Source organism: Paenibacillus sp. JCM 18996, from assembly GCF_055392555.1.
This window is the reverse complement of record NZ_AP043884.1, coordinates 3399053-3415459: the sequence shown is the minus strand read 5'-3', so window position 1 is coordinate 3415459 and position 16407 is coordinate 3399053. Positions and strand designations below refer to the sequence as shown.

General features: G+C 43.7%; 11 protein-coding genes and 4 pseudogenes. 8 read left to right on the top strand and 7 right to left on the bottom strand.

Going from position 1 to position 16407, the window contains the following annotated elements; genetic code table 11:
* Positions 1-17: 17 nt before the first annotated feature.
* Together ACZ5N7_RS16855 and ACZ5N7_RS16850 are read right to left on the bottom strand one after the other, a co-directional pair.
* Positions 18-1160, bottom strand: coding sequence for an MBL fold metallo-hydrolase (locus ACZ5N7_RS16855; protein WP_464655781.1), 1143 nt, complete (start codon positions 1158-1160; stop codon positions 18-20).
* Positions 1161-1463: 303 nt separating this feature from the next.
* Complete coding sequence (locus tag ACZ5N7_RS16850) at positions 1464-1925, bottom strand: ferritin-like domain-containing protein (protein ID WP_464655780.1); 462 nt, start codon at positions 1923-1925, stop codon at positions 1464-1466.
* Between the two features lie 353 nt (positions 1926-2278).
* Between ACZ5N7_RS16850 and ACZ5N7_RS16845 the strand changes: the two genes are divergently transcribed.
* Entirely contained in the window at positions 2279-2557 is a 279-nt protein-coding gene (locus ACZ5N7_RS16845) for a CC/Se motif family (seleno)protein (RefSeq protein WP_464655779.1), read from the top strand.
* Positions 2558-3600: 1043 nt separating this feature from the next.
* Here the strand turns inward: ACZ5N7_RS16845 and ACZ5N7_RS16840 are convergent.
* Together ACZ5N7_RS16840 and ACZ5N7_RS16835 are read right to left on the bottom strand one after the other, a co-directional pair.
* Complete coding sequence (locus tag ACZ5N7_RS16840) at positions 3601-4404, bottom strand: hypothetical protein (RefSeq protein WP_464655778.1); 804 nt, start codon at positions 4402-4404, stop codon at positions 3601-3603.
* A 573-nt stretch (positions 4405-4977) separates the two neighbouring features.
* Entirely contained in the window at positions 4978-5718 is a 741-nt protein-coding gene (locus tag ACZ5N7_RS16835) for an SDR family NAD(P)-dependent oxidoreductase (protein ID WP_464655777.1), read from the bottom strand.
* 581 nt (positions 5719-6299) lie between these two features.
* Here ACZ5N7_RS16835 and ACZ5N7_RS16830 point away from each other — a divergent pair.
* On the top strand, positions 6300-7505 hold the full coding sequence (locus tag ACZ5N7_RS16830; protein ID WP_464654555.1) for an IS110 family RNA-guided transposase: 1206 nt from the start codon (positions 6300-6302) through the stop codon (positions 7503-7505).
* 419 nt (positions 7506-7924) lie between these two features.
* Here the strand turns inward: ACZ5N7_RS16830 and ACZ5N7_RS16825 are convergent, their stop codons facing one another.
* The 3 genes from ACZ5N7_RS16825 to ACZ5N7_RS16815 form a co-directional block, all read right to left on the bottom strand.
* A complete protein-coding gene (locus ACZ5N7_RS16825; protein ID WP_464655776.1) occupies positions 7925-8788 on the bottom strand; it encodes an SDR family oxidoreductase in 864 nt (287 codons plus the stop codon).
* 49 nt (positions 8789-8837) lie between these two features.
* Positions 8838-9371 (bottom strand): NAD(P)H-dependent oxidoreductase, encoded by a 534-nt coding sequence (locus ACZ5N7_RS16820; RefSeq protein ID WP_464655775.1) that lies wholly within the window; start codon positions 9369-9371, stop codon positions 8838-8840.
* A gap of 313 nt (positions 9372-9684) precedes the next feature.
* Positions 9685-10104 carry a MarR family winged helix-turn-helix transcriptional regulator gene (locus ACZ5N7_RS16815; protein WP_464655774.1) on the bottom strand — a complete coding sequence of 140 codons (420 nt, stop codon included), beginning with the start codon at positions 10102-10104 and terminating at the stop codon, positions 9685-9687.
* Between the two features lie 373 nt (positions 10105-10477).
* Between ACZ5N7_RS16815 and ACZ5N7_RS16810 the strand changes: the two are divergent.
* The 6 genes and pseudogenes from ACZ5N7_RS16810 to ACZ5N7_RS16785 all read left to right on the top strand — a co-directional run.
* Positions 10478-11026 (top strand): annotated as a pseudogene (locus tag ACZ5N7_RS16810) (IS110 family transposase); the annotation flags it as partial.
* Positions 11027-11113: 87 nt separating this feature from the next.
* A complete protein-coding gene (gene istA / locus ACZ5N7_RS16805) occupies positions 11114-12352 on the top strand; it encodes an IS21 family transposase (RefSeq protein ID WP_464655773.1) in 1239 nt (412 codons plus the stop codon).
* 13 nt (positions 12353-12365) lie between these two features.
* A pseudogene (gene istB, locus ACZ5N7_RS16800) lies at positions 12366-13130 on the top strand (IS21-like element helper ATPase IstB); the annotation flags it as partial.
* A 94-nt stretch (positions 13131-13224) separates the two neighbouring features.
* Positions 13225-13944 (top strand): annotated as a pseudogene (locus ACZ5N7_RS16795) (transposase); the annotation flags it as partial.
* A gap of 918 nt (positions 13945-14862) precedes the next feature.
* A pseudogene (locus tag ACZ5N7_RS16790) lies at positions 14863-15678 on the top strand (site-specific integrase); the annotation flags it as partial.
* A 74-nt stretch (positions 15679-15752) separates the two neighbouring features.
* The gene (locus ACZ5N7_RS16785) at positions 15753-16085 is read left to right on the top strand and encodes a site-specific integrase (protein WP_464659319.1); all 333 of its coding nucleotides are present in this window, start codon (positions 15753-15755) and stop codon (positions 16083-16085) included.
* Positions 16086-16407: the final 322 nt, after the last annotated feature.

The window sequence follows — 16407 nt, the reverse complement described above, 5'->3', positions numbered from 1 at the left end:
GTGTTTCGGCCCACTAACTATTTGTCGTGAATGGCACAACGGTTGGGCCCGATTTCCATTTCACGCTGCAGTTCTTCGTCAGGCTCAATTTTGCCCATGTTTACATGACGTATTTCCTTATAAGCGTTAGGCTGAGGCGGTAAATTTTCTGTCACTGCTTCTCTGAATTTCGATTCATCCGCTATGTTGAGGCCTGGGTTGTGCTTGTACAGTTCGACTAGTCTTTCAGTTACAGCACCTGCATCATTCAACTCGGAAATACTGCCGAAATGCGCGGGTAGCACAATCAGTTCATCAGATAGTTCTTTGTAACGCTTATACAATGTGTTACGCAGATCGCCCACCCAATCCTCGGCTTTGCCAGCTAGGTCCGGACGGCCGATTGATTTAATAAATAGGATGTCGCCTGTTAACAAATACCGGTCATCAACGATCAAAGACGTACTTCCTATTGTATGTCCGGGAGAGTAAACCGGTTGTATATTGATTATCGTATTGCCGACTGTAATAACTTCTCCTTCTTCAAGCTTCGTGTAATCGAACACAACTTCCGTAGCATCTTTAGGAGGCAGCCAGTAGGAGGCTCCGGTTTTTTCAGCTAAAGCTCTTCCTCCGGAAATATGGTCCGCGTGAAGGTGCGTATCCATGGTGTGTTTAATCTGAACTTGATGGTCTTGTGCAAATTTTTCGTAAACATCTGTCATTCGCAGCGTGTCGACCACAGCAGCTTCGCCTTTGGATACAATCATATAAGACAAGCAACCTTTTCCGATACGGACAAACTGATAAATAGAACCTCCATCCGTTAAATCACCAATCTTCACCGGTTCTAAATGCTCACTCCAAGACTTCATGCCGCCTTCAAGATAAAACACATTAGTTCGGCCGGCCTCCACGATTTGTTCCGCAACAAATTTCGAAGATCCCTCTTTTGCGCATACCACTAAGAGCTTCTTACCATCCGGGATTTTCTCCAATACGGCATCGACACCTTCTAATAAATCGAAGTACGGAATGTTAATGATGTCAATACTCTCCCCTTCAATTTTCCAGTCAGCGAAATCTGTTTCGTTACGCACATCAAGAATAAAAAGCTCTTCTTTGCTCAACACGATTCGAGTGACTTCTTTCGCATTCATCGGCTCTAACTTGGTTGTCATAAAAATATCCCCTTTCAATTCGAACAATTTACATTTGTAAGTTCGTTCGTTTTGCGTGAAATATAAAACATAGTGTTGTCAAACGGCACTTTTTGATTCAATTTGCTATAACATTTAGCCGTTTGTCTTATACATATACCCCTATGGGTATTATAATATCTTGTTTATTTTTTGTTGTCAAATGTGTATTACCATATAAGCGGGGCTTATAACTGTGACAAAGGAAAAGCATAATATAAAGAAGGCTGCCAGCTATGCTGACAGCCTTGCCGACGACACACATGAACTAGCCTTCCCCGTCATCTAAGTTATTAAAGGTTCATGTGCTACTGCTGAGTGTTGAGTCAAAAAGTACAAAAACCACACAGCATGATTTTGCTCATCAGCTGATGCACGTTGAAAGTGCTCTTTAATAAATGGATCATTTGTTCTTCCCGCAATGTTTAAGTAAAAATCTACCGTTTCTTGTTCATCCTTAAAAGCAAAGTTAATTCCTGCACGGTATTCTGAAGGACATTGTTCAGCAATCTTTGGTGTTGGTTGTCTGCCAGTTAATGCAGTGTAAATGTGCGAGAAAACTTTGAAATGTCTAATCTCATCTTGTCGTATTTCAAGTATTTTTTTGCGGATTTCCTCATTAGGGGCCAGTTTCGCCAACTGTTCATAACAGACAACCGCACTGTATTGACCGTTAATTGCTTTTGTAATGTCATCAATAAGTGTGGGCTGAAACGCAGGACGAATATAATAATCATTGTAAACCACGTTAGTGTTCTCTCCTCTAAAAGTCATCTTATCTATTTTATGTTTCATTTAGGCGGAAGTACGTTGTCTAGGTAAATTGTTGATAAGATAAATGGCATGACCGATGGACCTAACCACTCGCACTCATACGTTGCATAGCCTAAATAAGGCGACTGTAGTGAGATTTAATTCTTCCAATCTCGAAAAACGTCGTATTCTTAAAGATAAGAAGGCGTCTAACAATTCGCTTTTCTTAATGTGGTGAGTATTTATGGCTGAGCTGTACCGTTCGTTGTTTGACATTTCAATATTTTCTTTCTATATTGAAAGTAACTACTGAGGTTAGGAATTTGTAAAATTGGGGAGTGATGGATATGATCGTTGAACTTGATGATAAAGCAAAAAGATGGATTGAAACAAAAGGAAAACATCTTACAGTTACTAACGTTGAAATAAAAGGATGTTGTAGCGTAGGAATACAGGATCTGGTCACTATCCCCAAAAAACCAAAGGATTCGAATTGCTATAATGAGTTTAAAGTAGATAATCTGTCTATATATATTCAAAAAAATATTAAGGTACAGGACAAAATCTCCCTTAAAATGTCAGGGATTGGTATTTTTAAAGGCATTTCGGCAAAATTAAGTACTTAATATAATCATGTATGCACAAAAAATGTATGATAGCCATTTGCCCCTCTGATTTTCCTCTTATTGACATTCAGCGAAATGTGAAATCCTGCGAATTCATCAGTCTGAGTAAGACAACCAAATCATATCGAGGACTTACGACGCTTGGGCAGCAAGAAATAAAAGGCTTCTTACGATAAGAAGATAGCCGAGGGTAAATCACATAAAGTTGTAATGATCGCCTGCGTAAAACAGATCCTTCATTGGATGTTTGCACTACGTAAACGCAAGGAAACTTTCCTCGATGTGACCCAGATAACCAAATGTATGAAAAACCTTGCAGCTTCAAATTGGAGGGTTGTTTGTCATGTACTGTTATTAATATTAACAATGTTTTCCAGTTTAATTAGAAAAACCTTGACAAGTATTAGGCTAGTTTGCTGTCTTGAAAAATAAAGTATTGACTAGATGTGCTGAATTTACGCGGCCATCCTAATTCAAAACCGTCAGACACCGTAAAAAGTATTAGACTGTCATCAAGATTGAAACGCGGCAGCCATGGACAGAAAACTACAGTCCTAGACTCCTGCTGTCTTATTGAACTATCGTTCTCCGTCCCTCAGTCTTAATTCTCCACGTCGGTGACGGTGCACGGATAGAATACCACAGAGCCTGTCGTGTCGAATGCTCTGGCGGTGTCTCACAATGGAGCCATGGGGGTCTTACATCCCAAAACATCTCCTAAAGGAGCCTTTACCATTGTGAATTCATCTCTACAGGAACAAATGGCCGCTTTTCGTTACAGCCTTATCGCTCTTAACCAATCTTAAAGAAGGAAGATCAACTGCTTATCAAGTTATACAATTACTCTGGCTCTTGTCTTCCTTTATCTCTACTTGTAAAGAACTCGGTTTTCAGGTACATATCACTTGTAAACCTTAATTTAAGTTCAAATTTCTATATGTTGACACTACGCACTCCACATGTGTTGTGCAGATAGTGTGGGACATATGTAGTATGATGTGCCCTTCACCAAGCCACTGATAGTGGCTTTTTTGTTTTCTTAATTATGCAGGTAAAAATGATGAACATTCTTCTTTTATTAACGAAGCAATTTCACTAATTTGTAAATCAAAAACGCTATCCCCCTTATTCTGCGACTTTTCAATCACAGAATCAATAATACTATTCTCGGAAACATGGGAATAGTAATCAGAGAATGTGATGGAGGAAAAATCATAATTCCCGTACATCTTTTGAAATATATAAGTTATGGTAGTCTGTTCTAAGAGGGTAACAGCTGCTTTTTCTTCCGATATCATAGGATATGTAATTAATAAATAATTAAATACTACATCTGATCTAATGAAAGGTATTAATTTGTATGAATACGCGATTAGAATAGTATCCATGATTTGCATGAAATACTGCCCTATGGCCATTAAAAAAATCTCTGCTTCCCCCATCCTTTGTCTTAAAACATCAAGAGACAGAATATCATTTAGATTCTTTTCAATTCGTTCTTGCAGAGAAATAGAGACATCACTCTTATCATTGAGGATTAATTTATCAAGTAAATCTGCTCTGATATCTTGTTCTATCTCCTTAAGAGAATGATATTTACCTAAAAATTCTTCCTCTGTTGTACAGGGGTTAACAAAAAGGCTTGAGATAAACGAGTAAGAGCTTTTCTTCAAAAACGCCATTCGATCTTCTTGATCTTCCGAAAAGATATCATCCAAAGGCAGAACTATGAAATAGTCCGAGTAATCGGACAGGACATTTATGCAATCATTTACAACCTTGACTAAGTAATCCCTTGCCCTCTTTTGTTTAACCGCACTACTTTCTGTTAAAAAGAAAGCTCTCATTTTCGAGACAGGATCTGTAAATATACGAGGATTTGAAAAATAAAGTCTTAGATTGCCGCCGCGTTATTAAACTATCGTCTCCGTTAGCGGAGGCAACGACCGACTTCATGATCCGTGACTCGGCCAACGCTGACAAACTTTGTATGGCTGTATTCGAAGCCTTTTGGAGAATGCTTTTTTGAAATTTATAATCAGTTAATCACTGTCTAGTTATACATTGAAGAGGGAATTGAAATGACACCATTATGAATAAAACTACCATGTCACTTTTATCTAAGAGTCGGAATGCCCAAGAAGAAATCCAGAAACAAAATGGTATATCCATCAATGAAAAAGTCGTGCAGTTCGCCAATCTAGGGAAGGCATTCATAAAAGTGCGCCATGAAGGGATTGATCCCTTCGTGGCGATAGAGGCCGTGATGCCTGGGATAAACTTGTATCCTCTATGAAATGCTCGAACGTCACGATTGTAACGAAATTTTGTCCTATCGGAGAGGCTGTGTAAATCATTAAGCTAGCCCTATGTAACTAAAGTGCCAGTCGAAGTAGTACCACTGACAGAGCTTGATGTTTCTAGCCTCTCAGCTGAATCTCATAATCTGTAACAATCTTTCCATCGTACTGAATAATTTGGCCATTTTGATTCTTATCGGACAGGATAATGTCGGTACTCATCTGCCCAGCGGCTTCGGGAGACTTGACGAATCCGCCGTGCGCACCAGCTTCCATGCCGTTCAAGTCGGTTGCGACAGCGCCAGGCATGATGCCGAAAATCTGGCGATGGCTGCCCATTTTTTCAAACTCGTAAGCGTAAGTCAGTGTCATCACGTTGAGTGCTGCCTTGCTCGCAATGTAAGCGAGCGGGTGCCAAAAGTTGGTCGGCGAAATCGGAACGGTGATGTTGACGATTTTCGCGTTGTCTGTCAGAGATGACAGCAGACTTTTGATGAGTTCATGTGTGCCGAGAAAATTCGTTTCCATCGTCGTACGTAAATCCTCAGTTGTATAGTCAAATGTGCGCTTTGCGAGGTCGAGCGCCGCGCGCCCAGGCTTAACACTATCAGGAATTCCAGCATTATTGACCAAAATATCGAGCGAATTAACCATTTTAGCCGCTGCATGCAAGCTGTCAAGATTATTCAGATCAATCTTGATGAACGTCGCTGATATGTCTTGTGCGGCAAGTTTTTCGACTGCTGCCTGCCCACGGGCTTCATCACGCGCTCCAACGAGAATGTCATAGCCACGCTTACCAAGACTTCGAGCGATTTCGAAACCGATTCCTTTATTTGCGCCAGTGACCAGTGCTTTCATAGTGAGCTCCTTTTCGTTTTTTACTTGATACAAGCACATTATAACTTAACGATAGAATCATCAGCATTCTTCAAAACGTCTCAATTCCTCTGATACGATGCGTTTCTGCGTTGGATGGGTTATTAATCATGAAGCTGATTGTTGCTCCAGCCAATCCGATATGAGTACAGCTATGAAATTCAGTGGTGCTTCACGGTCTGCCACATTTGGAGTCTCAATTATCCTTTTCAATATTCCCCAAAACAATTGTACTTCGGGAATCGGAAAGTATGCAAATTTATTAATTATTAACAATTAGAAACGAAATATTATTCTACTCTTCTGCCCGTTTCGTATTATAAGGTTAACCAGTTTTTACTGGGTTGACCTCTTTTTCTTTAAGGGGTTTAGTTTACGGGTAGCCGGGGTAGAACGTCACTGCCCGAGGGACTGTGATCCCGTGAAGTAACATGTTCGCCCCCTACTTGTAGAAACATGTTTGAGGCTGGTTGAGACATAGATCTCGTATAACAAGCGAAGCTATGACACTGCAAGAAGGACTAGGGGATACCGGCAAATAAAATCATAGAGGTGATACAAGGATGAATCCAGTACTTGGACTGGATGTTGCTAGTGGAGAGAGTAAAGGTCAAATCTTCTTAGACAAGGGAAAGCCTTATGGCAAAAGCTTTACTGTCCTTCACACCCGTGATGGATTGGGGGGCTTCCTTCAACTCTTGATAGATATTCAAGCCATGACAGGACAGCTACCGATGGTCATTCTGGAAGCAACAGGTCATTACCATACCCCTGTTACTCAGTTTCTGGATGAACATAACTACCTTTACATTGTTATAAACCCACTTCTGTCTTATCAAGCGAAAAAGTCTTCAAGCTTACGTAAAGTGAAGACAGATGCCGTTGATGCTTATGCTTTATGCGAGTTCTTTTACAAGGAAGATTTTGAACCCCGTAAGAAAAGAGGTATTCAATTACTAAACCTTCGTAATCTTACAAGACAGCATGAATCGGTAACGGATCAATTTGTTCAGATCAAACTTCAATTCCATGCGGTTTTAGATCAAGTGTTTCCCGAGTATAAGGGCGTATTCGGGGATTTGTATTCGGTGATCTCTTTACAAACCTTATTAGAATTCCCTACTTCTGAGGCTGTTCTGAGTGCCGGTGAAGCTCAATTAACGGAGAGGATCGCGATTCTATGTCCACATCGTTCCGAACAATGGGCTAAGGATAAGGCTCAAGAGCTTATGGCAGCGGCGACCCGGAATCCCTTTCGGAAAGCTCTATTCCAAAGTCATTTGTTCAGCATGAGTATGTACATCAATATGTTGCTTCATTACAAAAAGCATCTATCAACCCTCGTAAAGCAAATAGATGCCTTTGCAAATGAAGTTGTTGAATATAAGATTATCCAGTCGATCCCCGGTATCGGAGAGAAAATCGCTGCAACGATTATTTCCGAACTTGGTGAGATCAGTCGGTTTAATCATCCTAAGAAGCTCGTTGCCTTCGTTGGTGTAGATCCAAGCGTGCATATCTCCGGTAAGTTTACCGCAACAATTAACCGGATCACGAAGCGAGGCTCCAGCAGCCTGAGGCACGCCTTATATATGGCTGTGCTATGCGGGTTGAGACGTACCGGAAGTAAAAAGCTTAAAGCCTTTTATGACAAGAAAATGTCCGAGGGCAAACCCCATAAAGTAGCGATGATCGCCTGTGTGAATAAGTTGCTCCATTGGATCTTTGCTATGCTTAACAGGAAAGAAGCCTTCCACGAATTAACTTAGTTTATAATTTACTGAAATTCGTGAAAAACCTTCCATAATTGTATTGGAAGGTTATTTGGCATGCTCAATTTCAAGTATAACATCAATCCACTACTCGTTAACTAGAAAAATCTTGACAAGATATTAGCTGGGTTACTTCAATGAAAAAACAACCGATCACTGGTCGGCTACCGTCGTTGGTTTATTCAGTTATCGTCTCCCGTTTGTTCAATAGCAATAAATTTATTTCTAGCGGAAAAGTTCAAAAGAATACCAACCCAAAACCCTCCTTCTAGCGAATTATTCATCAAGAAAGTCCCTATTACAATCTTGATGGAGGACTTTCCGCTGTATTGATTTTTTTTCTTGTATAATACGCCAAACGTGTAGCGCCGTTTTGACTTTGGTCAAAAAGAAAGGGGTAATCGGCAAAAATATTATCAAACAAACGCATCCTTATAATCTTGGGCAAACGTTTCGAATGAAGTTGCTTTTTGTCCTGTAATTTCTTCTACTGTGTTCGAAACCTCTGCAGTGTACCCGAGTTTGTTGATGTGATTCAGTTCCAACAAGGCATCTACGATGACAGCAGGCATTCCTGTTTCTAACATGGATTGCCGAGCAACGTCAGCCGGAACATCAACATATTTAATCGATTTGCTAGTCACCGAAGAAAGGATATCTGCGATCTCGCGATAAGAAATTGCGGATGGACCGGACATATAATACGCTTTATTTTCATGCCCATCATCGGTTAAAACGTGGAACGCTACCTTCGCAATATCTCGTGCATCAATCAGTGCAATTTTCCCATTACCCATAGGTGCATAGAATGCACTATGATCCTTAATCGTATAGGAATTATAATTGACGATGTTTTGCATAAACGAATTTGGGCGCAAGAATGTATAGGCTATGCCTGATTTTTCTATTTCTTTTTCAACCGCGCGGTGCCATTTAGCCAATGTAATGGCTTCCAATTCAGCACCTGCTCCCGATAGTTTAACCAGATGTTTCACACCTGATTCTTTTGCAGTTTGAATAATGTTGTAGGATAACTCCACCATGTTCAAAACCACTGGTGTCACGAAAAAAACTTTGTCGGCTCCGTTCATTGCCGCCTTCAGTGTAGAAGAATCTTGAAGGTCAGCTTCAACCATTTCGACACCCAGTGATTTCAATTCCTCTATACGAGTCGTGGGGCGTACGGTCGCACGAACCGCATGACCGTTGTTGGCTAAAAGTTTGACCAGCTCTTTGCCGATGTTTCCAGTTGCTCCTATTACCAGAATTGTTGAATTCATTTTATATTGGCTCCTTTTCAAATGTGATTGTTTGACTAATTGAATCTCATCATAGGCGCTCATAGTTTCCGAGAACTATATTTGCGTATTCCCGAGCGCTGTTTGCAATGTCTTCTTCAGACAAATAGTTGATGCCATTCAACATAAATGGCGGTAAGAATTTCGTGCCAATTAAGTTGCTCGTAGCCTGAAACGGTGTGGTCAACTCACTTATGGTAAAGCGGTTATAACCAACTGCACTATAAGCCACCTCAGGTCCTCCCGTGGAAATCGCAAGCATCAATTCTTTACCGTGGAGTTTGTTACCCTTCGATCCATATGCCCAACCGTACGTCAACACTTCGTCTTGCCACTTTTTCAGTAAGGAAGGTGAACTGTACCAATAAAACGGAAATTGCCAGACGATTCGATCATGTTCGAGTAAGAGTGTCTGTTCTTTTACTACATCAATTGCCTCGTTGGGATACTCTTTGTATAGTTCATGCACTGTGATCTCGGGATACTTCTTTAATTCTTCAACCCATCGCCGATTAACCCGAGACTTTGTGATATTTGGATGTGCTACGTTAACTAAAGTCTTCATTCGTTGTCTCCTCTAATGGTTGATACCTTGTTCAAAGTCATTTCTAAAAAAAGAAGCGAGCGTAATGTCTTTTGAACAGAATTCATAAAAATACAGTACACCAGGCTTTAATACACTCATGCTTACATCCCATAAAAAACAATGTCACTTTACTTGCAGGTTTCATCCTGCCTCAGTTAGTCAGGGTAAGAATTCCGTTCGCCCATATTTCCATTAATTAACATTCCCTTCTTCACTATAAATTTATTACTTGTTTGTACATACAAATTATATATTTGTTTGCACATACAATCAAGTGTCTGTATAAAAAATTTTATTCCAGTTGCTCGCTTGCCGAATGTACTTGCTGTGTCAAATGTTTTGCCTCTTCTTGTCCTAAGACTGTACTGTACTTCTGAGACAGCTCTACCCATGACTGATGTATTTGTTCGAGCATTTGCTTGGATTTGTCAGTCGGGTAAATCATCACCTGTTTGCCTTCTTGCTTGCGCTCAACGATGTCTCTGGTTACTAACTTATCGACAAGTCGTGTACACGTAGATGGTGCAAGATGTAGTTTCTCACTGAGTTCCTTCGGAGAGATTCCAGGCTGCTCCTCCACTACCATAATTACAAATGCATACGAAGGGGATAATCCGGTTGTAGCGAATGCTTCTTCAGCCATTTTATTCATTACTCTAGCCAGTCGATTTGCAGTAAAGTACAGGCAGGTAGAAAAATATTTATCAATCATTTTACGTCCTCCAATTGTTTGCACATACAAAATGTACACCGTTTTGAAATCATCGTCAATGTGATTTATTGTGGTACGCTGCATACCTATGACCAGTCGAAAAAATCTTATCGTTTCAAGGACGAACTTTAATCCAAAATCAATTAGGACTGCTCCCGTAATTCCCTTCATCATTCTATTGTTCATATCTCTCCAACATCTTCACCCAATTTTGTCTCAATACTTCAGATTATCGTTGTGTCGCTATCCTGCCCGTTAGAATTCCTGTAAAACGAATAATTAGGAGTTTGAATAAAAAGGAGCGCCTCTGTACGATGGGAGTACGCAACGGGTCAAAAGCCCTTAAAATCCCACATCAGGAGGTCGCTCTACTATGAAGTTTAAGGCACAAGACAAACAAAATCAACTCATTGAAAACATTACCGCAAGCCATCTTGTCGTCGGTGTAGATATCGCCCAGGAAGCTCATGTTGCTCGCGCTGTCAGTTTTCGTGGAATCGCCCTGGGCACACCTCTGGAGTTTGGAAATCACAACGAAGGTTTTCAACACTTGGGTCGTTGGATTCAGGATCTATTCAAAACCTACACGCTGAACAAAGTGATCGTTGGCATGGAACCAACCGGTCATTACTGGCTGAGTTTGGCTCGTTGGCTCTCTTCTCAAGGAATTGAAGTTGTTCTTGTAAATCCCCACCTCGTCAAAAAGAATAAAGAAAACCGCGACAATACCCCATCTAAAAGTGACCGGAAAGACGCACTTGTTATCGCGGATATGATCAAAAACGGGTACTACTCCCCTGTACGTTTCCATCCAGAAGCCTTCGAGGAACTACGGATTCTCATGGCTAACCGGGACACGGTTACTAAACGGCTCAACAGCGCTGTTAACCAGATTCATCGTTGGGTAGATATTGTGTTCCCTGTGTGAACGGCAGTGCTAAAATCCCCAATAATGGCACTTGAAAATTCCCCATAATCGGCAGACACTCTTCCTTATGGGGGAGAGACAATGATCAGGAATGGGGAGTTTTACGTGATTCAGCACATGAGACAAAAAGGAATGAGCAAGACGCAAATCGCCGAGGAACTCGGCCGTGACCGGAAGACCATCGGGAAGTGGCTCCGGGAAGACGGTCCGCAAGCTTACAAGCGGCAAACGCCGAAACCGAGCATCCTGGCGCCGTTCCAAGACTACATCCGTTCGCGAATGGAAGAAGGCTGCCTGAACGCAGCGGTACTGTTCGACGAAATCAAAGCCAAAGGCTACATGGGCCAGATCCGACTATTGCGTTCGTTCATGGAGCCACTGCGGCCAGCGGTGCTCGCCAAAGCGACCGAACGTTTTGAAACGCCGCCCGGCAAACAAGCGCAGGTGGACTGGGGACATTTCAAAGTCGAATGGAAGGGCGAGGCGAAACGGCTGTATGCCTTCGTCATGGTGCTTGGCTATTCCCGGACGATGTACCTCGAATTTACGGAAGACGAACGACTGGATACGCTGATGGGCTGCCATGTCCGGGCGATGCAGTATTTCGGCGGCAGGCCGGAAACCGTGCTCTACGATAATATGAAAACCGTTGTCACCGGTGTGGACGATCAGGGCCACCCGGTATGGAATGAGCGGTTCGCCCGTTTTGCCGCTCATCACGGGTTCCTGCTCCGGCGCTGTGCGCCGTATCGTCCACGCACCAAAGGGAAAGTGGAAAACGGTGTCGCGTATGTACGCAAAAACTTTTGGCCGCGCGTGCGCACCTTTACCGGTTTGACCGATCTGAACATCCAAGCCCGCTTGTGGCTCGATACGGTGGCCAATGTCCGTATCCACGGCACCACGCATGAAGTGCCGCTGCAGCGTTTACAGCAAGAAGTTCTGCAGAAGTTTAATGTGCGCCCCTTCGATGAAGCGGAGCGGCATGCCCGCAAAGTGTCCGCCGACTCCCTGATCTCCTATGCGGCGAATCGCTACTCGGTGCCCTGGCGGTATGTGGGGCAAACAGTGGAGGTGCAGGATGAGCGCAATGGCCGCCTCCGAATTTTTGCTGGGGACAAGCTCATCGCCGAACACGACAAAGCCACTGGGCACCATGAGGTGGTCTTCGACCGCAAGCATTCCGAAGGCATCCGCTCCGCAGTCGGGAAGCCCAAGCAGCTGCCCATGCCGCGCTTAGTCCAGCAAGCGTTGCCCGACGTGGTCGTGCGCGATCTGTCGGTCTACGAGGCGTTTCTGAATGAGGCGGTGATCCAATGATGGTGGTCACCGACGGTTACAAGAGGCTTTCGAAGAACTCGGGTGGAGCCGGATTCCGGAGATTCTGCACCACCATGCCGAGGAAGCGGCGGCACAGAACCGGACATATCTGGAGTTTCTGGATGGGCTGCTGCAGGAGGAACTGTCCGCTAAGCATGACCGGTTCATCCGCATGAAAACCCGCATGGCACACTTACCGTACCACAAAACGCTCGATCAGTTCGACTTCGGCTTCCAGCCGTCGGTCGAAGAGCGGCGCATCCGGGACCTGGCGACACTGCGCTTTGTCGAGCACCAAGAGAATCTGGTCTTTTTGGGGCCGCCCGGTGTGGGTAAAACCCATTTGGCCGTAGCACTCGCGCTGGAGGCGATTAAACGGCGCTACACGGTGTATTTCACCACCGCACACGATTTGGTACAGACCTTGCAGCAAGCGCATCTCAATAACACGATTACGCAGAAAATGAGGGCGCTCACCAAACCGAATCTGCTGATCATCGACGAGATCGGCTACCGGAAGATGGATGAAACTGCCGCCCACTTCTTCTTCCAGATCATCGCGGAGCGCTACGAGTCTGGCTCGATCATTCTCACCTCTAACAAGTCTTACGGCGCCTGGGGAGAAATCTTTGGGGACTCGGTCCTCGCTACCGCCATCCTCGACCGCCTCCTCCATCACTCCAGCACGATTAACATCAAGGGGGAGAGCTACCGAATCAAAGAGAAGAAAAAAGCCGGATTTTTCCGACCCGATCCGGATGAGGAAAAAGAAAATTAAATAGATTTTCACCGGCCTTACGCGGGCCTTCTACTTGCACCTTTTGGGGAAAATTCAAGTGCCGGTTTTGGGTAATTTTCGTTTGCAGTTGACACCTGAGCTGCGCCAGGTTTTTAAGATCCTTACCTGCACGAGTAGCATTGCTACGCTTAGGCTCTTTCCCTTACCGGAGGAAATCAGATGTTTAACCACTGAACAGGTCCTTGCCGGTTGGAAGCAATATGTCAAACGTCATGCTGGCGTTAAACGAGCGGAGCAGCTCATTGCACTAGCCAAATGCAGTGTTGGTGCTACGCAGGCACTCCACGCCTACAAGCTTCACTTGAGTCAACTGCTTGAGGAATACGATTTGGCACAGCGTCAGCTAGAACAGATTGAGCATGAACTCCATCTCATCCTGGGGCGTATTCCCTATGCGCAAAAGTTACTTGAAATACGAGGTGTAAATGCAACGAGCTTAGCCGGTGTGCTAGGCGAAGCCGGTGATCTAAGTGGCTATGCACACGGAAATGCTCTACTACGACATGCTGGCTTGAATCTAGCTGAGGCAAGTTCCGGGAAATGGCGAGGAAAGATGGTACTCAGCAAACGAGGCCGCCCTCGTCTGCGTCATTTTCTCTATCTCATGACGATGTGTATGGTGATGACCAATCCGGATGTCAGGGCCTTGCACCACTCCAACGTTGAAGTGAAGAAGTTAAAGAAAATGAAATCCATTATGAAATTATGCGGTAAAGTTGCCCGTATGCTTGTCGGGCTGGCCAAGAGTAGCGAAGCTTATGACTCTACCAAAGTCTTTCCGCAAGCAGCCTAAGATCAGTTTACTCTCACCAGCTGATGCATTCGCAGGATAAATCAGAAGCACGGAGTATCGGGAGACGTTACGCAAAAGGGCTCGGACCCGTTCCGTTAGAAAGACCGACCTCCACACCCTTAGTTAGATGTGACGAAGGAATGAAAGGGCTTAGACCCGTTGAGACATGGGAGTGAGAATCGCTAGGGGCTACATGGAGACGTGCAGGATATGGAACAAATTGGGTGTTTATGCCTCACCCTTATTCCTGCATGCCCTTTAGACTGCCTCAAGCTACCTGCTCCTCCGTGTACTTCCTTCTCCCACATAGAGCTAAGAGTGAAATCCTGCGAATTCATGAGCCTGAGTGAGGATACTGAATCATTTCGAGGGAGTTTAACGTCGTCGCCTAGTCTATAACTTTATTTTCTCGGTCTAACACTTTATTTTTCAGTCTAATACTTTATTTTCTCGGAACAGCTAAATCCCCAAACCCATCAGGCGGTGCTTCTCCACTTAAACATCTGTAGCAAAACTGCACAAACACTATATATCATTACTTTCTAATATCCTCAATATCTTTCCTCATTCCCTTGAAAATAAATGAAAATAAATTTCCCAATCGTATGTATTCGAATACGATCAACAATAAAATAAATGTAACAAAGCGTAAATCACCGAATGATTGAATGCTTCATGGTACAGCTTTCTAATTTCTGTTATAGGTGGTGTAAGATAGCGCAAATCTGTCAGTTCAATATGAGCATTACCGTTCTCACTCAACTAGGGGAGTTAACCGAACAACGGCCACCGGCTAACTGATCAGGACCGGCAGCGCGTCCTGGACATGCTCAAAACACTATTTCCGGAATACCAAGAACCTAAGAAATGAAAACGCCAGACGACTTTTAAATTTGAAAGTGGAGAGGGTGTGATAATATGGCCAATATTCAAAAGCGTGGAGGTAATTCATGGTTTTTCACGGTTTATACAGGAAAGGGCCCGGACGGGAAATATGGACGGAACACCAAAACGATCACAATTACAGACGAGGCATTGCTAAAGACGAAGAAGCGACTGCAGGATTACCTGGACGCTGAATATTCAAAGTTTCGGGAAGAGATTGAGTCCGGGGAATATATCACGCCGCAGAAAATGACGTTTGGAACATTTGTTCAGGAGTGGCGGACAAAATATGCCACTAGGCATCTGGAGTACAAGACGCTGTATGCCTATGAGTCCCACATAAAAACACGTATCTTGCCAGCTTTCGGGCATCTGAAGTTGGAAGATATCAAGCCACTTCATATTGTGGACTTTCTTGAAAAACTTGGGCAGGAAGGCGGACGAGGGAACAAAAAGAACGGTGGCCTCTCTTCCGGGACGATCCAGATTAATCACCGCATCCTTAAGAACATCTTCAAGCGTGCCGTAGAATGGCGCGTTATCAAAAACAATCCCGTAGGTGCTGTTCAGAAGCCCAGAGTAGTCCACAAGGAGATTGTTCCTTATGATGAGCAGGAAGTGCACCAGATGATTCAGGCACTTCAAAAAGAGCCTCTCCACTGGCGCATGATGATTACGCTGGCATTGACCACAGGAATGCGACGCGGGGAGTTGCTCGGACTTGAATGGAAGCATATCGATTGGAAAACTGGCGTGATAGACGTTTCTCAGACCCTCATACATGCCCTGAAAGGCGAGATCATCGTCAAGGAGCCTAAGACGAAGAACTCAAAGCGGAAAGTCGCGCTGCCGCCTTCTGTGCTTGAGGAGCTGCGGGAATATTACTCTTATCGCGTAAAGGAGCGGGACAAGCTAGGTGACGCCTGGAATGGCAAAGATCGCGACGGCAGGAATGGCATTTCGTTTTCTGTCACGCTGATGGATCTCCATTCCATCACGAACGTCCCTATCTATGGTTCCGGCAATTCATTAAGAAGAACGGGCTGCGTTATATCCGGTTCCACGATCTGCGGCATACATCGGCCACACTGCTCATTAACCAAGGCGTTCACGCAAAGATCATTTCCGAACGGCTTGGCCATGGAAGCATAACAACGACGATGAATATTTACGGCCATGCCCTGCGATCAGCGGACCAGGCTGCGGCTGATAAGTTCGAATCACTGTTTTCCAACAAGACTAAAGTCCAAAAATAAAGACGCGTGGGTAACTTTTCCCCAGCGTCTTCTTCGTGTGTGTTAATTCAAATGACAAAACCGAACCGCATAAATGCCCTTAGGTCGTCCTTAAAGGAAAGCATACTTTTATGACTGCGTTGAATTCTAACCTAGTTGTACCCTCAACCTACGTAGCATTTCAAATATTCGAGACTAGTGGTCACTTTTATTTTATTTTATGTCGGATTATCATCATTTATTAAATATTATGTTGATATTTCACATCAAATTAACATCAATATCAATTTCTGAGGACTGTATTAGTGTCATTCTCAAATCTGTACTACCCACCAAACCCGCT